Genomic DNA, 19,764 nt, shown 5'->3' on the forward strand with positions numbered 1-19,764 from the left:
CTGATGCCCTCACCCTCTCCCACGGGGAGAGGGAACAAACACAAAAACGGCAACCGAAGTTGCCGTTTTGCTTTTATTTGCCTTCGTCCGGCAATGCGTACGCGACAATATAATCGCCCATCTTCGTGCCAAACGAGCCGTGACCACCCGCAGAGATGACAACGTACTGCTTGCCATTCACTTCATAGGTCATCGGCGTTGCCTGTCCACCGGCCGGCAGACGGCCCTGCCACAGTTTTTCACCGTTGGTCATGTTGTACGCGCGCAGATAGTTATCTGCGGTTGCCGCGATGAACAGCACGTTACCGGCGGTGGAGATAGGGCCACCCAGCATTGGCATACCCATATTGAACGGCACCGGAACCGGCATCGGGAACGGCATGCTGTCCTGTGGCGTACCAATACGTTTTTTCCAGACAATCTGGTTGGTTTTCAGATCCAGACCGGAGATGTAACCCCAGGCCGGCTGTTTACACGGCAGACCAAACGGAGACAGGAACGGGTTCAGGGTCACGCCAAACGGCACGCCATACTGCGGCTGAATACCGGATTCGGTACCGCTGCCTTTCGCGTCTTTCGGCTGCTCCATCGGATTGCCCGGACCGCGTGGGATCAGACGAGAAACGAACGGCAGCGCCATCGGGTTGGCAATCGCCACCTGACGGTTCGGGTCAACGGAGATACCGCCCCACTCGAACATCCCCAGGTTACCCGGGAAGACCAGCGTGCCCTGCTCAGACGGCGGCGTGAAGATGCCTTCATAGCGCAGCTGATGGAACATCACGCGGCACACCAGTTGGTCAAACATGGTGGCACCCCACATGTCTGCACCGCTGAGGTCTTTCTTCGGACGGAAGCTCAGGTCAGAGAACGGCTGGGTTTTGCTGACGTAGTCGCCTTTTGCGGCACCCTGCGGAACCGGTTTTTCCGGTGCCGGCACAACCAGCTTACCGTTGCTGCGATCCAGGACGAAGATGTTGCCCGTCTTGGCCGGAGCGTAAATGACCGGCACGGTTTTGCCGTTTACGGTAATGTCGGCCAGCGTCGGCTGGGACGGCATATCCATATCCCACAGATCGTGGTGAACGGTCTGGTAGCTCCACGCCAGCTTACCGGTGGTCGCGTTCAGCGCCACGATAGCGCTCGCATAACGTTCCTGCTCCGGCGTACGGTTACCGCCCCAGATATCCGGCGTGGTCACGCCCATCGGCAGATAGACCAGGTCCAGCTTCGCGTCATACGCGGCTGGCGCCCAGGAGTTTGGCGAGTTGAAGGTAAAGGTGTGCTCGTCCGACGGGATCGCGTTTGGATCTTTCGCGCCCGGGTCGAAGGCCCACAGCAGTTTACCGGTGTTCACGTCGAAACCGCGGATAACGCCGGAGGTTTCACGCGTGGAGAAGTTATCCGTTACCGAACCGGCAATCACGATGGTTTTATCGGTGATGATTGGCGGCGAGGTTGGCTCATACAGACCCGGCGTGGTGTCCGGCATGTTGGTCTGCAGATTCAGGATGCCTTTGTTGGCAAAGGTTTCACACAGCTTGCCCGTTTCTGCGTTGATGGCGAACAGACGGCCATCGTTCACCGGCAGCATAATGCGGCGCGGGCAGTCGGCAATCACTTCCGGGCTGGCATTATCGGCACGCGCTTCGTGGTAAGAAACGCCACGGCAGGTGACATGCTGGAAGGACGGGTTGGAGTTCAGCTGCGGATCGAAGTGCCATTTCTCTTTACCGGTGGCCGCGTCGAGCGCGAACAGACGCTGGTGCGCCGTACACAGGTAGAGCATGTTGCCCACTTTAATCGGGGTCACTTCATTGGTCAGCTCGCCCGGATCGTTTGGCATCTTCAGGTCGCCGGTACGGAATACCCAGGCTTCCTTCAGGTTTTTAACGTTGTCCGCGTTGATCTGCTTCAGCGGGGAGTAGCGTTGACCTTCCTGGTTACGACCATAGGCCGGCCAGTCGCCGTCCGCCACCTGAGAGATAGCTGCCGCAGGCGTGGATTCCGCGTTCAGCGTGCCGTTGATCTCCTGTGGGTCGTTAAAACCTGCCCATGTCAGGATGCCGCCGCTGATTAACAGCGCTACCACCAGCGCCGCAACGGCACCGCTGGAAGGGACAATCAGGCGACGCCAGACAAACGGCAGGATCAGCCAGATACCGAAGAAGACCAGGATGTCGCTGCGCGGGGTCAGCGCCCAGAAGTCGAAGCCGACTTCCCAGACGCCCCAGATCATCGTGGCGAGGAGCAGTGCGGTATAGAGCCACAGTGCGGATTGTTTTCTACGCCAGAGCAGGACGGTTACGCCAAGCATAACCAGGCCCGCAATCGGGTAGTACCAGGAGCCGCCGATCGCGACCAGCCAGACGCCACCGATTAACAGGTACAGGCCGCAGAAGGCGGCGAATAGCGCTGTTAGTGTCACCAGTAGACGCGGCTGTTTAGAGTTTGTTTCAGCCATAGAAAGTGTACTCGTCAGTTTTTGTTAATAATTTGCTAGCAACTAATTATAGGTATTAACAAGTGTGATCGGAATCACAATATTTGCTTTTTATAACTCATGCGCCAGGGTTATCCATTTGCTGGTATAATGGCTGGCTTGCGTATCGATGCCGGAAACACATTCACCTGCATTGAGAGATTTTCATTAAAATCATATGGTTAGTAATATGAAACATACTGTTGAAGTGATGATCCCGGAAGCCGAGATCAAAGCGCGTATCGCCGAACTGGGTCGTCAAATCACCGAACATTACAAGGACAGCGGCAGCGAAATGGTGCTGGTGGGCCTGTTGCGTGGCTCTTTCATGTTCATGGCAGACCTGTGCCGTGAAGTGCAGGTGCCACACGAGGTCGATTTTATGACCGCCTCCAGCTACGGCAGCGGCATGTCCACAACCCGTGATGTGAAAATCCTGAAAGATCTGGATGAAGATATTCGTGGCAAAGATGTGTTGATCGTTGAAGACATTATTGACTCCGGCAACACGCTGTCAAAAGTGCGCGAGATCCTGAGCCTGCGTGAGCCAAAATCTCTGGCGATTTGTACTCTGCTGGATAAACCTGACCGCCGTGAAGTGCAGGTGCCGGTGGAGTTTGTCGGTTTCTCGATTCCGGACGAATTCGTCGTCGGTTACGGCATTGACTACGCGCAGCGTTATCGTCATCTGCCGTATGTCGGGAAAGTGGTATTGCTGGACGAGTAATAGCGGGCTGATGCCCTCATCCCAGCCCTCTCCCACGGGGAGAGGGTGAAAACCCCCGGTTTTGTTTATTTATGGTTCACATGCTTAAGCTTGAGGTTGGCAATCCCCGAACGGTAGCGCTGCTCCAGCGTTTCGCGGTTAGTGGCGGTGACTTCCAGATTGCGCAGCAGGCCATCGTGAATACCGTACGCCCAGCCGTGGATTGAAACCTTCTGCCCGCGTTTCCACGCCGACTGCATGATGGTCGAATGCCCAAGGTTATATACCTGCTCCATCACGTTGAGCTCGCACAGGGTGTCCATGCGTCGCTCTTGCGGCATTTCGCCGAGCAGTGAACTATGTTTGAACCAGATATCGCGGATGTGCAGCAGCCAGTTATCAATCAACCCCAGTTCCGGATTTTCAACCGCCGCCTGCACGCCGCCGCAGCCGTAGTGGCCGCAAATAATGATGTGCTCGACTTCCAGAACGTCAACGGCATACTGAACCACGGAAAGACAGTTGAGATCGGTATGAATCACCAGGTTGGCGACGTTGCGGTGAACAAACAGTTCGCCGGGCTCAAGGCCGGTCAGGCGTTCCGCAGGTACGCGGCTGTCTGAACAGCCAATCCAGAGAAAGCGCGGGTTTTGGGCTTGCGCCAGTTTTCCAAAAAATCCGGGGTCTTCCTCCACCAGCATTTTTGACCATAGTGCATTGTTGCTAATGAGTGTATCTATGTCGTTCATGGAGGTTAGCGACCTGTAACCAAGTAATTGCGTTGCGCTACTATAGGGTAACCCGACTTTTAATGAAACCACACAACGTGTGTAAGAACTGAAGGTAAGTTAAATTCATGGCAATTGCACTGGAGCTTGAGCAGCTTAAAAAAACCTATCCGGGTGGCGTTCAGGCGCTACGCGGGATAGATCTAAAAGTAGAGGCCGGTGATTTTTACGCGCTTCTGGGGCCGAACGGGGCGGGGAAATCCACCACCATAGGGATCATCAGCTCGCTGGTGAACAAAACCTCCGGCCGCGTCAGCGTGTTCGGATACGATCTGCAAAAAGATGTGGTCAACGCCAAGCGTCAGTTGGGGCTGGTACCGCAGGAGTTTAACTTCAACCCGTTTGAGACGGTGCAGCAGATTGTCGTTAACCAGGCGGGTTATTACGGCGTTGAGCGTAAAGAGGCGCTGGAGCGCAGCGAAAAATACCTCAGGCAGCTCGATCTCTGGGAAAAACGTAACGAGCGTGCGCGGATGTTGTCCGGCGGGATGAAGCGCCGCCTGATGATTGCCCGTGCGCTGATGCACGAGCCAAAGCTGCTGATCCTCGATGAACCGACTGCGGGTGTCGATATCGAACTTCGTCGTTCCATGTGGGGCTTCCTGAAAGATCTCAACGACAAGGGCACTACCATCATTCTGACCACCCACTATCTGGAAGAGGCTGAAATGCTGTGCCGCAACATCGGCATCATTCAGCACGGCGAGCTGGTGGAAAACACCTCGATGAAGGATCTGCTCTCCAAGCTGAAATCAGAAACCTTTATTCTCGATCTGGCGGCAAAAAGCCCGCTACCGAAGCTTGAAGGGTACCAGTATCGCCTGGTAGATACCTCGACGCTGGAAGTGGAAGTGCTGCGCGAGCAGGGGATCAACAGCGTGTTCTCGCAGCTGAGCGCGCAGGGGATTCAGGTATTAAGTATGCGTAATAAAGCGAACCGACTGGAAGAGCTGTTTGTCTCTCTGGTGCAGGATAAACAAGGAGACAAGGCATGACGCATCTTTACTGGGTCGCGCTGAAGAGCATCTGGGCGAAAGAGATTAACCGCTTTATGCGTATCTGGGTGCAAACCCTGGTGCCGCCGGTCATTACTATGACGCTCTATTTCATTATCTTTGGTAACCTGATTGGCTCCCGCATTGGTGAAATGCACGGCTTTACCTACATGCAGTTTATCGTGCCGGGTCTGATCATGATGGCGGTGATCACCAACGCCTACGCCAATGTGGCGTCGTCGTTCTTTAGCGCCAAATTCCAGCGCAACATTGAAGAACTGCTGGTGGCACCGGTGCCGACGCACGTCATCATCGCCGGTTACGTGGGTGGCGGCGTGGCGCGCGGGCTGTGCGTAGGGATCCTGGTCACGGCGATTTCGCTGTTCTTCGTCCCGTTCCAGGTGCACTCGTGGCTGTTCGTGGCGCTCACGCTGCTCCTGACGGCGATCCTGTTTTCGCTGGCCGGTCTGCTGAACGCAGTATTCGCCAAAACGTTTGACGACATCAGCCTGATCCCGACCTTCGTGCTGACGCCGCTGACCTATCTCGGCGGGGTGTTCTACTCCCTGACGCTGCTGCCACCGTTCTGGCAGGCGCTGTCGCACCTGAACCCGATTGTCTACATGATCAGCGGTTTCCGCTTTGGCTTCCTCGGCATTACCGATGTGCCGCTGTTTACCACGGTGGCGGTGCTGGTGGTGTTCATCATCGCCTTCTACCTGCTGTGCTGGTATCTGATCCAGCGCGGGCGCGGTCTGCGCAGTTAGCCTCCTGCCCGGCGACGTTCTGGTTGCCGGGCACTTTCTTTGACAGTTATCACCGTAAGCAAACCTTCACTTCGCTAAACTACTTGCCTGCTAAGGAGAGAGTTATGCTGGGATGGGTTATTACCTGCCACGATGAACAGGCGCAGGAAATGCTGGACAAGCTTGAGGCCAGATTTGGCCCGCTGGCGCAATGCCGGGCGGTAAATTACTGGCGCGGGTTGAGCACCAACATGCTCAGCCGGATGATGTGCGATGCCCTGCATGAAACGGACACCGGTGATGGGGTCATTTTTCTTACCGATAAATCCGGGGCCGCGCCTTACCGGGCCGCGGCGTTACTGAGCCACAAGCATGATAACTGTGAAGTGATCTCCGGTATCAGCCTGCCTTTACTCGAAACCGTGTATCCACTTCGTGCCTCATTAAGCAGCGCCGAGTTTCGTCACGCCATCGTGGCAGAGGGGCTGCCGGAAGTGAGCAGCCTGTGGCACCAGCAGCAGAAGAACCCGCCTTTCGTTCTGCTTCACGATCTGTATAAGCATTAAACATTGGTATTGATGTCGCTTTTGCTACAATGGCGACTGATTTCCTGTGTCGATTAATATCCTATGTTCATGCGCGTTATCTTTCTCCTTTTGCTGCTGGTTTCCGGCAAGGCGTCTGCCAGCCTGATAAGCCAGCAAGGGCTTCCTGCTCAATATATGCAAACCACTGAGGATGCGGCCATCTGGGCCCAGGTGGGGAATGAGGTGGTTAACGTAGGCAATATTCGCGCCGGGCAGATCCTCGCGGTCTTTCCCGCTGCGGCGGATTATTATGAATTTCGCTTCGGATTCGGCACGGGGTTTATCGATAAAGATCACCTTGAGAAAGTGCAGGGCAAACAGCGCGTTGAGGACAGCCTGGGCGATCTGAACAAGCCGCTCAGTAACCAGAACCTCATCACCTGGAAAGATACGCCCGTCTATAACGCGCCCAGCAGCGGAAGTGCGCCTTTTGGCACCCTTAGCGCCAACCTGCGTTATCCCATTCTGAACAAACTTAAAGACCGTCTGAATCAGACCTGGTTTCAGATCCGCATTGGCAATCGTCTGGCGTGGATCAGCAGCCTGGATGCGCAGGAAGATAACGGCATTCCGGTTCTGACCTACCACCATATTCTGCGCGATGAGGAGAACACCCGTTTTCGTCATACTTCCACGACCACCAGCGTACGCGCGTTCAGCAACCAGATGACCTGGCTTCGCGACCAGGGGTACACCACACTGACGATGTATCAGCTGGAAGGCTACGTGCGTAACAGGATGAACCTGCCAGCAAAGGCGGTGGTGATTACCTTTGACGACGGCCTGAAGTCGGTGAGCCGCTACGCGTATCCGGTTCTGAAACAATATGGCTTCAACGCGACGGCGTTTATCATTTCCTCACGAATTAAAGGCCATCCGCAGAAGTGGGACCCGAAATCGCTGCAGTTTATGAGCGTTCAGGAAATTAAGGGCATTCAGGACGTGTTCGATATTCAGTCTCATACTCACTTCCTGCATCGCGTCGACGGGTATAAACACCCGATCTTGCTGAGCCGCAGCTATCACGTGATCCTGTTTGATTTTGAACGTTCTCGTCGCGCGCTGTCGCAGTTTAATCCGCGCGTGCTGTACCTTTCCTATCCGTTTGGTGGCTACGACAATAAAGCGATCAAGGCGGCGAACGACGCCGGTTTTCATCTTGCGGTGACCACAGTGAAAGGGAAGGTGAAGCCGGGGGATAATCCGTTCTTACTGAAGCGTTTGTATATATTAAGAACGGATTCTCTGGAGACCATGTCGCGGCTGATCAGCAATCAGCCGCAGGGGTAACGATCAGGCAACCTGAACAGGAATCGCCTTCGCGGTACGCTTCATGTCGTTGTCGCCTTCAAAATAGGCCACTTTTGGCTGCCAGCGACGCGCTTCTTCGTCAGACATCATCACGAAGCTGGCGATGATCACGATATCGCCCACGTCCGCGCAGTGCGCTGCCGCGCCGTTAACGGAGATGATTTTGGAGCCGCGCTCGGCGGCAATGGCGTAGGTGGAGAAGCGTTTGCCGTTGTTCACGTTCCAGATATCAATCGCTTCGTTTTCAAGAATACCCGCCGCGTCGAGGAAATCCTGGTCAATGGCGCAGGAGCCTTCATAGTGCAGGTCGGCCTGGGTGACTTTCACACGGTGAAGCTTACCTTGCAGCATTTTGCGAATCATTACGTTTACCTTTAATTATCCAGGGTGAAGAACTACGCCAGCTCAACCACTTTATTGTCGATAAGGCGTGCCTGGCCGAGCCATGCCGCCACCAGAATTACCGCGCGTTTGCTGGTCTGCGTCAGTTCAAGCAGGGTATCAGCATCGCGGATTTGAATATCATCAGCGCGGAAGCCTTTGTCGTTCAGCGCCTGCTCTGCAAGGGCGACGATCTCTTCTGCGTCCAGCTCTTTCGCCAGCAGCTGTTCCGCCATGGTATTCATGACTTTGCTCAAGCCCGGTGCGATCTTACGCTGGTCAGCGGTCAGGTAGCCGTTGCGCGAGCTGAGCGCCAGACCGTCTTTCGCACGCACAATCGGCACCCCGACAATCTCAATATCGTATCCCATATCGGCGACCATCTTGCGGATCAGCGCCAGCTGCTGGAAATCTTTCTCACCGAAGCAGGCAACGTCCGGCTGCACCAGGTTGAACAGCTTGCTGACGATGGTGGAGACGCCGCGGAAGTGTCCAGGGCGGCTGGCGCCTTCCAGCATGGTGGAAATGCCGGGGACATCAACGTACGTCGCCTCGTCGGTACCCTGCGGGTAGATATCTGCCGGGGCCGGTGAGAAGACGATGTCTGCGTGGCGCTTTTTAAGCTTCTCGCAATCTTCCTGCAGGGTGCGCGGATAGCGTGCCAGGTCATCGGCGCGGTCAAACTGCATTGGGTTAACGAAGATACTGACCACCACGATATCTGCACGGGCTTTTGCTTCGTCCACCAGCTTCATGTGGCCGTCATGCAGGTTGCCCATGGTTGGGACCAGTGCGATACGTTTACCTTCCTGACGCGCGCGACGAATATGCTGGCGAAGCAGCGGCAGGGTTTCAATGATTAGCACAACGAGACTCCTTAATGGAAACTGTGTTCTTCACCCGGGTAAACACCGGATTCAACGTCGGCAATATACTGCCTGACCGCAGCGCGCATGTCGCCCGCTTCGGTAAGGAAATTTTTGGCAAACTTCGGAATATGCCCGCCGGTAATGCCAAAGGCGTCGTGCATCACCAGAATCTGACCATCGGTCACGTTGCCTGCGCCAATACCAATCACCGGAATGGTTAGCGCGTCGGTGATGCGTTTCGCCAGCTCAACCGGCACGCACTCCAGCACCAGCAGCTGCGCGCCGGCGGCTTCCAGCGCCAGGGCATCATCAAACAGCGTCTGGGCTGCGTCGCCGCGGCCCTGCACTTTATACCCGCCAAAGATGTTGACGGACTGCGGCGTCAGGCCCAAATGACCGCACACCGGTACCGCGCGTTCGGTGAGCATTTTCACCGTATCCACCAGCCAGGCGCCGCCTTCAATTTTGACCATGTTAGCGCCCGCGCGCATTACCGCCGCCGCGTTTTCAAATGCCTGCTCTGGCGTGGCGTAGGCCATAAACGGCAGGTCGGAAAGCAGCAGGCAGGCAGGGGCTCCACGGCGCACGGCGCGGGTATGGTAAGCGATATCCTCAACCGTGACCGGCAGGGTGGAATCATGTCCTTGTACCGTCATCCCTAACGAATCTCCGACCAGCATGACGTTGATACCCTCTTCGGCAAACAGTTTGGCGAAGCTGTAGTCATACGCGGTGATGGTGGCGAAGCGTTTTTTTTCCTGTTTGCATTTCTGCAGTAAGGAGATGGTGGTTGGTTTCATACTGTTTCCTGATAGCCCAAAGCGAATCTTTGCGCATTCTAACAGTAACATTCGAGGGAACAATGATTTTAGGTAACCGATTAACCACAATTATTTTGCGGTCAATCGGTGGGGGAGAGGATCACCAGCGAGCGGGTCTTTCCGCGTTGAGGTTGCTCAGAACGGTCTTTAATGCGGTACCGTCCGGGAAGGTGAGATCGGGTGCCACTTCAAAGAGCGGCCAGAGCATAAAGCCACGGTTTTTCATGTCGTAATGCGGTACGGTGAGGCGCTCGGTATTAATCACTTCATGGCCGTACAGCATAATATCGAGGTCGAGCGTGCGCGGCCCCCAGCGTTCGGCTTTACGCACGCGCCCCTGCTGTAGCTCGATGCGCTGGGTATTGTCCAGCAGCGTTTCGGCATCGAGGGCCGTTTCCAGCACCACGGCGGCGTTCAGATAATCAGGCTGATCCTGCGGGCCGAGCGGCGGGGTGCGGTAAAACGAGGAGACCGCCACGATACGGCTTTGCGGGATCTCGCCCAGGGCCTGTACGGCAGCGTTAACCTGCTCCAGCGGAGAGGCTAAATTACTGCCGATGGCGATATACGCGAGGGTCATGCTGTCCCTTCACGACGCGGCGCGCGTTTGCGCGGACGACGATGACGGCGACGCGGTGCAGGCTCTTCATCCAGCCCGGTCAGCATATCTTTCTGCTCCGGCGGGGCGGAAACCTGGAACTCAGCCCACCACTGCGCCAGGCGCTGCAGCTCCTGATTACGTTCAGTTTCCGCACGCAGCGACAGCAGATCGAAGGCTGCGCGGAATTTTGGATGCTCCATCAGCTTCCAGGCGCGCTTGCCCTGACGGCGGGACATGCGCAGCTGTAGCTGCCAGATATCGCGCACCAGCGTGGTAATACGTTTCGGGATTGCCAGCGTGCGGCACCCTTCGTCCAGCACGTCGTTCGCGGCGAGCGCGAAGGCATCGTAATAGGCGAGGCCGCTCTCCTGGGTGATTCTTTGAGCCGTTTCCAGCAGGGGATACCAGAACATCGCCGCAAACAGGAACGCCGGGTTCACGCGCATATCATTATGGATGCGGGTGTCGGTATTTTTCAGCACCTGCGCAATCATGCGCTCCATTGGGCTGTCACCGTTTTCGGTGAAGTAGCGGGTAATGGTCGGGAACAGCGGCTGGAACAGGTTGTATTCGCGCAGCAGATTGTAGGTTTCAAACCCGTAGCCAGCCTGCAGCAGCTTTAGCGCCTCTTCAAACAGGCGGGCAGGTGGTACGTCGTTAATCAGCGTTGCCAGACGCGGGATCGGCTCTGCGGTTTCCGGGCTGATGCGCATGTTCAGCTTGGCGGCAAAACGCACGGCGCGCAGCATGCGCACCGGATCTTCGCGATAGCGTGTTTCCGGCGTGCCGATCAGACGGATCAGACCCTCTTTCAGGTCCTGCATGCCGCCGACGTAATCGCGTACGGTGAAATCCGCCACGCTGTAATAAAGGCTGTTGATAGTGAAGTCGCGGCGCTGGGCATCTTCTTCGATAGAACCGAAGATATTGTCGCGCAGCAGCATGCCGTTCTGGCCGCGCTGTGACGTGGTGCGATCGGATGCGCCCGCTTCGTGGTGGCCGCGGAAGGTCGCCACTTCGATAATTTCTGGCCCAAACATCACGTGAGCGAGACGGAAACGGCGGCCAACGAGACGACAGTTACGGAATAATTTGCGCACCTGCTCAGGCGTGGCGCTGGTCGTCACGTCGAAATCTTTCGGTTTTTTGCCCAGCAGTAAATCACGCACCCCACCGCCAACGAGATAGGCCTCGTAGCCCGCTTTATTCAGACGATAGAGTACCTTGAGGGCATTTTCACTGATATCTTTGCGGGAAATATTGTGCTGCTCACGCGGAATAACCGACATGTGTGGCTGTGCAATAGCGTCGTTCGCCATGCTCTCTTCGCGGCTTAGCACTTTACGGCAAAAATTAGCGACTCGGGTAAAAATGGTACACCTCGTAGTGTGTTTTGTTATGAAAAAAGCGGCTAATCATAGCTCAGCGCAACGCATTTGAGAATGCTGGATTTTTGGCACCGCCGTGAGCGTCCAGTTGGCAATGGCTATTTTCAGCAGTTCGTCAATGCACAGATCCTGCCATTCGTTGGTTACATTCTGGTTGAGAAATCGCAGCGCGTCGATCAAAACAGGACGCGGATCGCCGTCTGGCAGGGCCGGAGCGTGGTTTTGCTTGGACAGCTTAACGCCCTGCGCATTGACCGCCAGCGGCAGATGAATGTAATCCGGCGCTGTCCAGCCAAACTGATGATACAACGATATTTGTCGCACCGTCGGTTCGACCAGATCCGCTCCGCGCACAATTTCCGTGACGCCCTGGAAACGATCGTCGACGACCACGGCCAGGTTATAGGCGAAAAGGCCGTCGCGGCGGTGAATAATAAAATCCTCGCGCGCGAGGCGCTCATCAGCATGGATTTCGCCGGAGAGTAAATCGTTAAAGCACGTCACCGGGAAGCGCTGCTTTATCCGTACGGCGGCATTTTCCGGGGGAAGATTCAGCGTGCGGCAGTGGCCGTCATAAACCCCTCCCACGCTCTGGATACGCGCGCGGGTACATGTGCAGTTATAGGAAAGCCCCTGAGCGCTAAGCCAGGCCAGACGTTCCCGGTAGGCTTCATGACGGTTTGACTGCCAGAGGACGTCGCCGTCCCAGTGAAGACCGTAATGTTCCAGCTGACGCAGAATGGTGTCTGCAGCACCGGGAACTTCACGCGGAGGGTCAATATCTTCAATGCGTACGAGCCATTTGCCCTGGCGGGCGCGAGCCTGCAGGTAGCTGCCGAGCGCGGCAATTAATGAGCCGAAGTGTAATTCACCGGAAGGAGATGGCGCGAAGCGCCCAATATAGTGTGATTCAGACATATCAACAGTAACAAGGCGGGAGAGACTCCCGCCTTTGGAGTGTGTAAACAGCGCTGGCGTTAGCCGGCCATCTGTTTTTCGCGGATTTCGGCCAGCGTTTTACAGTCGATGCACAGATCGGCGGTTGGACGCGCTTCCAGGCGACGAATACCGATTTCAACACCGCAGGATTCGCAGTAGCCAAAATCTTCGTCTTCGACTTTTTTCAGCGTTTTCTCGATCTTTTTGATCAGCTTGCGTTCGCGGTCACGGTTACGCAGTTCGAGGCTGAACTCTTCTTCCTGAGCGGCACGGTCTACCGGATCAGGGAAGTTAGCCGCTTCATCCTGCATATGCGAAACGGTGCGATCCACTTCATCCCTGAGTTGATTACGCCATGCTTCAAGAATACGCTTGAAGTGCGACAGCTGGGCTTCGTTCATATACTCTTCGCCCGGCTTCTCTTGATACGGCTCCACCCCAGCGATGGCGAGAATACTCAGGGACGATGTTTTACGGTTTTGCCCTTCTTGCATGTTGCTTCTCCTTAACACGCACTATCGATCCCCGTGTTGGGGGAAAAATCAGGTCGCTATAAATAGCAGATGCTTTTCCGTATGGCAATTATCTAAACGTAACACTTGACAAGCCTGTGAGGAAAAGCGTATTTGCGCACGCGGCCAGAACACTTATTCATCAATCGTCTAATCCCTTATAAGACAATGGGAAGAGACGATCTCAGAGTCATATTATCGGCAGAAAGTTCCGCTTTATAAGCTAAAACCTCTACCCCCTGCTTTTGTGCCTCATTCAACAGTTGTGCGTATTTAGGATCGATATGGCGGGCAGGGGAAAACCGTTCAATGGCTGAATGCAACACCGCAAACAGCAATACGGCGCGTTTGCCCGCCGCCGCAACACTCATTAGCTCTCGCAGATGCTTCTGCCCGCGTAGCGTTACCGCATCCGGAAAGAAGCCATTTTCCTGTTCCGCTAACGTCACTGATTTTACTTCAATATAGCACTCAGGCCGGTCTTCCGCCTGTAACATGAAGTCAATTCTGCTGCCTTCATCGCCATATTTCACTTCACTTTTATGCGTACCGTAACCCACAAGTTCGGGAATGGCGCCATTAGTCAGCGCTTCCTTAACGAGCTGATTTGCGCGCAGGGTGTTAACGCAAATAAACGCCCCGTTTTGCGTCTCGGTTATTTCCCAGGTATGGGCATATTTGCGTTTAGTATTTTCTGACGTGGAATACCAGACCGTGTCACCCGGGGCGGCACAACCGGTCATGGCGCCGGTGTTGGGGCAGTGCAGGGTGAGCGCTTCGCCTTCCGGCGTCACCACGTCCGCGAGGAAGCGTTTGTAGCGTTGGATCAGCGTGGCAGACTGGAGTGCAGGACTAAACTTCATCAGAATTCCTTGTGGTGTCGCCCAGCGTCCAGCGCTGTAGCGGCGTATAGCGGGTGCGTCCCTGTGCAAAGACGGATTCATAAAGCGCGAATTCATTGACCGGAAAAGCCCAATGAAAGCCCGGGGGCGGGATGGCAACGGCCTGACCGGCATCGCGCAATAACGTGATGTGCGGGTGAAACGGCTGCGGGCTTTGATAACAGCCGCTTCGCGCCGCCTGCGCGCGCAGCATATTGGCAAGCTGTAACAACCCGCGCGGCGGCTGGCGAGTACCCAGCCAGACCACGCGCGAACGCAGCCACTGGCCCGCGTCGTCGAGGTGCAGCGTAAACGCCGGCTGGGCAATGCGCCCGGCCATGGCGGCCAACGCCCGCTGTTTTTCGGCGCTCACGTCACCCAGAAACGCCAGCGTCAGGTGCAGGTTGGCTGCCGCAACGGGTCGGCCCGCTTCCGGCGGAAAATGTTCCGCGCGCCAGCGAACGATGTGCCGCTGTACGGTGGTGGGCAATTCAATGGCAAAAAACAGCCGTTTCGACTCAGACATTCGGGGGGACTCGGTAATGATATGCGCCGATGCTACAATGTACGCCGACTAATGTTAACCCTCTGGAGCTGTTAGTGTCCTCATTGCCGGTCGCCGTCGTCCTTCCTGAGCTTCTCGCTGCCTTACAACATGCCCCGCAGGTTTTGCTTAACGCGCCTACGGGGGCGGGTAAATCTACCTGGCTGCCGTTGCAGATCCTCAAAGAGGGGAAGATTGCCGGAAAAATCATCCTGCTCGAGCCGCGCAGGCTGGCCGCGCGCAACGTGGCGCAGCGGCTGGCGGAACTGCTGAATGAAAAACCGGGTGAAACGGTGGGCTATCGGATGCGTGCCGAAACCTGCGTCGGCCCGTCCACGCGTCTTGAGGTGGTCACCGAGGGTATTCTCACCCGCATGCTGCAAAACGATCCGGAGCTGACCGGCGTCGGGCTGGTGATTCTGGATGAATTCCACGAGCGCAGCCTGCAGGCGGATCTCGCCCTGGCGCTGTTGCTGGATGTACAACAGGGACTGCGCGACGATCTCCGGCTGCTGATTATGTCGGCGACGCTGGACAACGAGCGGCTGCAGCAGACGCTGCCCGATGCGCCGGTTGTCGCCTCCGAAGGTCGAGCGTTCCCTGTTGAGCGCCGCTATCTGCCGCTTCCTGTCCATCAGCGCTTTGACGAAGCGGTGGCTGTTGCCACTGCTGACCTGCTTCGCCAGGAGCCCGGTTCGCTGCTGCTGTTTTTGCCCGGCGTGGGGGAGATTCAGCGCGTGCAGGAGCGGCTGGCCTCCAGGGTGGGCACTGACGTTATGCTTTGCCCGCTCTATGGTGCCTTGTCGTTGACCGAGCAGCGTAAAGCCATCCTTCCCGCCCCGGCGGGGCAGCGTAAAGTGGTGCTGGCAACCAACATTGCCGAAACCAGTTTGACCATCGAAGGCATTCGTCTGGTGGTGGATAGCGCGCAGGAGAGGGTGGCGAGCTTTGATCCACGCACCGGGCTGACGAAACTGCTGACGCAGCGCATCAGCCAGGCGTCAATGGTGCAGCGCGCGGGCCGTGCGGGGCGTCTTGAGCCGGGGATTTGCCTGCACTTGACCAGCGCGGAGCAGGCTGAACGCGCGGCACAGCAAAGCACACCGGAGATTTTACAAAGCGATCTCTCTGGGCTGGTGATGGATCTTCTGCAGTGGGGCTGCCCGGACCCTGAACAGCTCACCTGGCTCAATCCGCCGCCCGTCGTGAACCTCGCCGCCGCGCGCAGCCTGCTGACCCAGCTTGGCGCGCTGGAAGGTGAACGTCTGACGGCGCGCGGTCAGAAAATGGCGGCGCTGGGCAACGATCCGCGTCTGGCGGCGATGCTGGTGGCCGCGCAGGGAGAAGATGAAATTGCCACGGCGGCGAAACTGGCGGCTATTCTTGAGGAGCCGCCGCGCGGAGGCAGCAGCGATCTGGGGCAGGCGTTTTCGCGCAGTCAGGGAAACTGGCAGCAGCGGGCGCAGCAGCTGTGCAAACGTCTGAATAGCCGGGGCGGTTCACCTGACAGCGATAAGATTGCCTCCCTGCTGGCGCTGGCCTTCCCGGACAGGATTGCGCGCCGCCGCGGGCTTGACGGTCGCTATCAGCTGGCAAACGGTATGGGGGCGATGCTGGACAGCGATGATGCCCTGACGCGTCACGAGTGGCTGATCGCCCCGCTGTTGCTTCAGGGCAGCCAGTCTCCGGATGCGCGTATCCTGCAGGCGATTGCCGTGGACGTAGACGCCCTGACGTGCACCTGCCCGCAGCTGCTCCAGCAATCAGACATCGTGGAATGGGATGACGCCCAGGGGACGCTGAAGGCGTTTCGGCGTAGCCAGATTGGCAAACTGATCCTCGGGACGAAACCGCTGGCGAAGCCGTCGGAAGAAGAGTTACACCAGGCAATGCTGAACGGCATCCGGGAAAAAGGGCTGGGCGTGCTGAACTGGACGCCGGAGGCCGAACAGTACCGTATTCGTCTGCACTGCGCCGCGAAGTGGCTACCGGAATACGGCTGGCCAGCGGTGGATGATGAGACGCTGCTGGCCACGCTTGAGCACTGGTTATTGCCGCAAATGAGCGGCGTGCACTCTCTGCGCGCCCTTAAGGCGCTTGATGTTAAGACCGCGTTACAGAATTTACTGGACTGGTCATTACGTCAACGTCTGGATAGTGAGCTTCCAGGGCATTACACTGTGCCCACCGGGAGCCGGATTGCCATTCGTTATCATGAGGATAATCCTCCGGCGCTGGCGGTTCGGATGCAGGAGATGTTTGGTGAAGCCACCACGCCGTCTATTGCTGAAGGGCGTGTGCCGTTGGTACTTGAGCTGCTCTCGCCTGCGCATCGTCCGTTGCAGATCACCCGCGATTTGGGGGCGTTCTGGGCGGGAAGCTACCGTGAAGTGCAGAAAGAGATGAAAGGGCGCTATCCCAAACACGTCTGGCCGGACGATCCGGCGAATACGGCGCCGACGCGGCGCACGAAGAAGTATTCATGAGTTAGGTGAAAGAGGGGAGTGCGGCCTGATGCCCTCACCCCGGCCCTCTCCCACAGGGAGAGGGAGAAAACCAATTTTGAGAGATTTCTTCTTTCACAGGCCTGTGGAAGAAAAGAAAATCTGGCCTTTGCGCCTGAAAGTTGCGGAGAAAAAGCATGGCGGGGAATGACCGCGAGCCAATAGGACGTAAGGGAAAACCCGTGCGTCCGGCGAAAGAAAAGGTAAGCCGTCGTCGCCTCAGAGATGAGGACTATGACGATGACTATGAAGACGATTATGAGGATGAAGAACCCATGCCGCGTAAAGGGAAAGGCAAAGGGCGTAAGCCTCGGGGCAAGCGCGGCTGGTTCTGGCTGCTGCTGAAGCTGTTTATTGTTTTTGTGGTGCTGATCGCGATTTACGGCGTCTATCTGGATCAGAAGATCCGCAGTCGTATTGACGGAAAAGTCTGGCAGCTGCCTGCGGCAGTGTATGGTCGCATGGTGAACCTTGAGCCGGATATGTCCATCAGCAAGAACGAGATGGTGAAACTGCTGCAGGCCACACAGTATCGTCAGGTCACGAAGATGACGCGCCCGGGCGAGTTTACGGTGCAGGCGAAGAGCATTGAGATGATCCGTCGTCCGTTCGACTTCCCGGACAGCAAAGAAGGGCAGGTGCGCGCGCGTCTGACCTTTGACGGCGATCGGCTGGAAACCATCGAGAACATGGACAACAACCGCCAGTTCGGTTTCTTCCGTCTCGATCCGCGTCTGATCACCATGCTTTCATCGGCGAACGGCGAACAGCGTCTGTTCGTGGCGCGTAACGGTTTCCCGGACCTGCTGGTGGATACCCTGCTGGCAACCGAAGACCGCCACTTCTACGAGCACGACGGTATCAGCCTTTACTCCATCGGCCGTGCGGTGCTGGCGAACCTGACTGCGGGCCGTACCGTGCAGGGGGCGAGTACGCTGACCCAGCAGCTGGTGAAGAACCTGTTCCTCTCCAGCGAGCGTTCTTACTGGCGTAAAGCCAACGAAGCGTATATGGCCGTGCTGATGGATGCGCGCTACAGCAAGGATCGTATCCTTGAGCTGTACATGAACGAGGTGTACCTCGGACAGAGCGGCGATAACGAGATCCGCGGCTTCCCGCTGGCGAGCCTGTACTACTTTGGCCGCCCGGTGGAAGAGCTCAGCCTGGACCAGCAGGCGCTGCTGGTGGGCATGGTGAAAGGGGCGTCCATTTACAACCCGTGGCGCAACCCTAAACTGGCGCTGGAGCGTCGTAACCTGGTGCTGCGCCTGCTGCAACAGCAGCAGGTCATTGACCAGGAGCTGTACGACATGCTGAGTGCACGTCCGCTGGGCGTGCAGCCGCGCGGTGGGGTGATCTCTCCACAGCCTGCCTTCATGCAGATGGTGCGTCAGGAGCTGCAGTCTAAGCTCGGGGATAAAGTCAAAGATCTCTCCGGCGTGAAGATCTTCACGACCTTTGATTCCGTGGCGCAGGACGCGGCAGAAAAAGCGGCGGTTGAAGGGATCCCGGCGCTGAAGAAACAGCGCAAGCTGAGCGATCTTGAAACCGCGATGGTGGTCGTTGACCGTAACACTGGCGAAGTGCGTGCGATGGTGGGCGGCGCCGAGCCGCAGTATGCGGGCTACAACCGTGCAATGCAGGCGCGTCGTTCGATTGGTTCTCTGGCTAAACCGGCGACCTATCTCACCGCGCTGAGCCAGCCGAATATGTATCGCCTGAACACCTGGATTGCCGATGCGCCAATCTCCCTGCGTCAGCCTAACGGCCAGGTATGGTCACCGCAGAATGATGATAAACAGTTCAGCGGCCAGGTGATGCTGGTGGATGCGTTAACCCGCTCCATGAACGTACCAACGGTTAACCTCGGTATGGCGCTGGGTCTGCCGGCCATTGTCGATACCTGGCAGAAGCTGGGCGTACCGAAAGATCAGCTGCACCCTGTTCCGGCGATGATTCTGGGGGCGCTTAACCTGACGCCGATCGAAGTGGCGCAGGCGTTCCAGACCATTGCCAGCGGGGGGAACCGCGCACCACTCTCTGCCCTGCGTTCGGTGATTGCCGAAGATGGCTCCGTGCTGTATCAGAGCTTCCCGCAGGCGGAACGTGCCGTTCCCGCGCAGGCGGCCTATATGACGTTGTGGACGATGCAGCAGGTTGTGCAGCGCGGTACCGGTCGTCAGCTGGGGGCGAAGTATCCTGGTCTGCATCTGGCGGGTAAAACCGGGACCACCAACAACAACGTCGATACCTGGTTTGCCGGTATTGATGGCCGTGAAGTGGTGATTACCTGGGTAGGCCGTGACAACAACCAGCCGACCAAACTGTACGGGGCGAGCGGGGCGATGTCGATTTACCAGCGCTACCTGGCGAACCAGTCACCTGTGCCGCTAAATCTGGTTGCGCCGGAAGATATCGTCGATATGGGCGTGGATGGTTCCGGGAACTTTGTCTGCGGCGGCGGGATGCGTACCCTTCCGGTCTGGACGACCAACCCGGACTCGCTGTGCCAGCAGAGCCAGCCTGAACAGCCAACGGGCAACCCGTTCGATCAATCTTCTCAGCCGCAGCAGCCGCAGCAACAACCGGCTCAGCAGCAGAACGAGAAGAAAGACAGTGATGGCGTGGCCGGCTGGATTAAGGACATGTTTGGCGGAAACTAATTAATTTCCTGAATAAAAAAGCCGCTTTATATTTAAGCGGCTTTTT

Annotated in this window: 18 protein-coding genes; 7 read left to right on the top strand and 11 right to left on the bottom strand. The window is 56.9% G+C overall.

What is annotated here, in order from left to right:
• Positions 1-73 precede the first annotated feature (73 nt).
• Positions 74-2,464, bottom strand: a complete 2,391-nt coding sequence (locus tag AC4ICF_RS03965) for a glucose/quinate/shikimate family membrane-bound PQQ-dependent dehydrogenase (RefSeq protein ID WP_316380932.1) — start codon at positions 2,462-2,464, stop codon at positions 74-76.
• Between the two features lie 208 nt (positions 2,465-2,672).
• On the opposite strand from AC4ICF_RS03965, the gene hpt reads away from it, so the two are divergent.
• The gene (hpt, locus tag AC4ICF_RS03970; protein WP_014882585.1) at positions 2,673-3,209 is read left to right on the top strand and encodes a hypoxanthine phosphoribosyltransferase; all 537 of its coding nucleotides are present in this window, start codon (positions 2,673-2,675) and stop codon (positions 3,207-3,209) included.
• Positions 3,210-3,274: 65 nt separating this feature from the next.
• On the opposite strand, the gene can is transcribed toward hpt, so the two are convergent.
• Positions 3,275-3,937 (bottom strand): carbonate dehydratase, encoded by a 663-nt coding sequence (gene can, locus AC4ICF_RS03975; protein WP_014882586.1) that lies wholly within the window; start codon positions 3,935-3,937, stop codon positions 3,275-3,277.
• A 107-nt stretch (positions 3,938-4,044) separates the two neighbouring features.
• On the opposite strand from can, the gene AC4ICF_RS03980 reads away from it, so the two are divergent.
• From AC4ICF_RS03980 to AC4ICF_RS03995, 4 genes are all read left to right on the top strand, one after another.
• Positions 4,045-4,971, top strand: a complete 927-nt coding sequence (locus tag AC4ICF_RS03980; protein WP_163330333.1) for an ABC transporter ATP-binding protein — start codon at positions 4,045-4,047, stop codon at positions 4,969-4,971.
• Positions 4,968-5,738, top strand: coding sequence for an ABC transporter permease (locus AC4ICF_RS03985; protein ID WP_023334536.1), 771 nt, complete (start codon positions 4,968-4,970; stop codon positions 5,736-5,738). The genes AC4ICF_RS03980 and AC4ICF_RS03985 overlap by 4 nt, the downstream gene beginning before the upstream one ends.
• A 104-nt stretch (positions 5,739-5,842) precedes the next feature.
• Positions 5,843-6,283 carry a PTS sugar transporter subunit IIA gene (locus tag AC4ICF_RS03990; RefSeq protein WP_116342558.1) on the top strand — a complete coding sequence of 147 codons (441 nt, stop codon included), beginning with the start codon at positions 5,843-5,845 and terminating at the stop codon, positions 6,281-6,283.
• A 63-nt stretch (positions 6,284-6,346) separates the two neighbouring features.
• Positions 6,347-7,594 (top strand): polysaccharide deacetylase family protein, encoded by a 1,248-nt coding sequence (locus AC4ICF_RS03995; RefSeq protein WP_316380930.1) that lies wholly within the window; start codon positions 6,347-6,349, stop codon positions 7,592-7,594.
• 3 nt (positions 7,595-7,597) lie between these two features.
• On the opposite strand, the gene panD is transcribed toward AC4ICF_RS03995, so the two are convergent.
• The 9 genes from panD to thpR form a co-directional block, all read right to left on the bottom strand.
• Positions 7,598-7,978, bottom strand: a complete 381-nt coding sequence (gene panD / locus AC4ICF_RS04000) for an aspartate 1-decarboxylase (protein WP_006810068.1) — start codon at positions 7,976-7,978, stop codon at positions 7,598-7,600.
• Positions 7,979-8,010: 32 nt separating this feature from the next.
• A complete protein-coding gene (gene panC / locus AC4ICF_RS04005; RefSeq protein ID WP_116342564.1) occupies positions 8,011-8,862 on the bottom strand; it encodes a pantoate--beta-alanine ligase in 852 nt (283 codons plus the stop codon).
• 11 nt (positions 8,863-8,873) lie between these two features.
• Positions 8,874-9,665, bottom strand: coding sequence for a 3-methyl-2-oxobutanoate hydroxymethyltransferase (panB, locus tag AC4ICF_RS04010; RefSeq protein WP_116342566.1), 792 nt, complete (start codon positions 9,663-9,665; stop codon positions 8,874-8,876).
• A 121-nt stretch (positions 9,666-9,786) separates the two neighbouring features.
• A complete protein-coding gene (gene folK / locus AC4ICF_RS04015; RefSeq protein ID WP_316380928.1) occupies positions 9,787-10,266 on the bottom strand; it encodes a 2-amino-4-hydroxy-6-hydroxymethyldihydropteridine diphosphokinase in 480 nt (159 codons plus the stop codon).
• Positions 10,263-11,660: a polynucleotide adenylyltransferase PcnB gene (gene pcnB / locus AC4ICF_RS04020; protein WP_028015552.1), complete on the bottom strand. Its 1,398-nt coding sequence runs from the start codon at positions 11,658-11,660 to the stop codon at positions 10,263-10,265. Before pcnB ends, folK begins: the two co-directional genes overlap by 4 nt.
• A 42-nt stretch (positions 11,661-11,702) precedes the next feature.
• Positions 11,703-12,593, bottom strand: a complete 891-nt coding sequence (gluQRS, locus tag AC4ICF_RS04025) for a tRNA glutamyl-Q(34) synthetase GluQRS (RefSeq protein WP_116342570.1) — start codon at positions 12,591-12,593, stop codon at positions 11,703-11,705.
• 59 nt (positions 12,594-12,652) lie between these two features.
• Positions 12,653-13,108, bottom strand: a complete 456-nt coding sequence (gene dksA, locus AC4ICF_RS04030; protein ID WP_013095632.1) for an RNA polymerase-binding protein DksA — start codon at positions 13,106-13,108, stop codon at positions 12,653-12,655.
• Between the two features lie 176 nt (positions 13,109-13,284).
• Positions 13,285-13,989: a DNA/RNA nuclease SfsA gene (gene sfsA / locus AC4ICF_RS04035; protein ID WP_116342572.1), complete on the bottom strand. Its 705-nt coding sequence runs from the start codon at positions 13,987-13,989 to the stop codon at positions 13,285-13,287.
• The gene (gene thpR / locus AC4ICF_RS04040; protein WP_316380926.1) at positions 13,979-14,533 is read right to left on the bottom strand and encodes an RNA 2',3'-cyclic phosphodiesterase; all 555 of its coding nucleotides are present in this window, start codon (positions 14,531-14,533) and stop codon (positions 13,979-13,981) included. The genes sfsA and thpR overlap by 11 nt, the downstream gene beginning before the upstream one ends.
• 74 nt (positions 14,534-14,607) lie before the next feature.
• On the opposite strand from thpR, the gene hrpB reads away from it, so the two are divergent.
• Both hrpB and mrcB read left to right on the top strand, forming a co-directional pair.
• Positions 14,608-17,037: an ATP-dependent helicase HrpB gene (hrpB, locus tag AC4ICF_RS04045; RefSeq protein WP_316380924.1), complete on the top strand. Its 2,430-nt coding sequence runs from the start codon at positions 14,608-14,610 to the stop codon at positions 17,035-17,037.
• 155 nt (positions 17,038-17,192) lie between these two features.
• Positions 17,193-19,718 (top strand): bifunctional glycosyl transferase/transpeptidase, encoded by a 2,526-nt coding sequence (mrcB, locus tag AC4ICF_RS04050; protein WP_316380923.1) that lies wholly within the window; start codon positions 17,193-17,195, stop codon positions 19,716-19,718.
• Positions 19,719-19,764 lie beyond the last annotated feature (46 nt).

It is taken from the genome of Enterobacter sp. ECC_219_Taxon_10, assembly GCF_058354905.1.

Coding starts and splice junctions, on each gene's coding strand:
- AC4ICF_RS03965 (WP_316380932.1), bottom strand. CDS start 2,464: ATGGCTGAAACAAACTCTAAACAGCCGCGTCTACTGGTGACACTAACA.
- hpt (WP_014882585.1), top strand. CDS start 2,673: ATGAAACATACTGTTGAAGTGATGATCCCGGAAGCCGAGATCAAAGCG.
- can (WP_014882586.1), bottom strand. CDS start 3,937: ATGAACGACATAGATACACTCATTAGCAACAATGCACTATGGTCAAAA.
- AC4ICF_RS03980 (WP_163330333.1), top strand. CDS start 4,045: ATGGCAATTGCACTGGAGCTTGAGCAGCTTAAAAAAACCTATCCGGGT.
- AC4ICF_RS03985 (WP_023334536.1), top strand. CDS start 4,968: ATGACGCATCTTTACTGGGTCGCGCTGAAGAGCATCTGGGCGAAAGAG.
- AC4ICF_RS03990 (WP_116342558.1), top strand. CDS start 5,843: ATGCTGGGATGGGTTATTACCTGCCACGATGAACAGGCGCAGGAAATG.
- AC4ICF_RS03995 (WP_316380930.1), top strand. CDS start 6,347: ATGTTCATGCGCGTTATCTTTCTCCTTTTGCTGCTGGTTTCCGGCAAG.
- panD (WP_006810068.1), bottom strand. CDS start 7,978: ATGATTCGCAAAATGCTGCAAGGTAAGCTTCACCGTGTGAAAGTCACC.
- panB (WP_116342566.1), bottom strand. CDS start 9,665: ATGAAACCAACCACCATCTCCTTACTGCAGAAATGCAAACAGGAAAAA.
- folK (WP_316380928.1), bottom strand. CDS start 10,266: ATGACCCTCGCGTATATCGCCATCGGCAGTAATTTAGCCTCTCCGCTG.
- gluQRS (WP_116342570.1), bottom strand. CDS start 12,593: ATGTCTGAATCACACTATATTGGGCGCTTCGCGCCATCTCCTTCCGGT.
- dksA (WP_013095632.1), bottom strand. CDS start 13,108: ATGCAAGAAGGGCAAAACCGTAAAACATCGTCCCTGAGTATTCTCGCC.
- sfsA (WP_116342572.1), bottom strand. CDS start 13,989: ATGAAGTTTAGTCCTGCACTCCAGTCTGCCACGCTGATCCAACGCTAC.
- thpR (WP_316380926.1), bottom strand. CDS start 14,533: ATGTCTGAGTCGAAACGGCTGTTTTTTGCCATTGAATTGCCCACCACC.
- mrcB (WP_316380923.1), top strand. CDS start 17,193: ATGGCGGGGAATGACCGCGAGCCAATAGGACGTAAGGGAAAACCCGTG.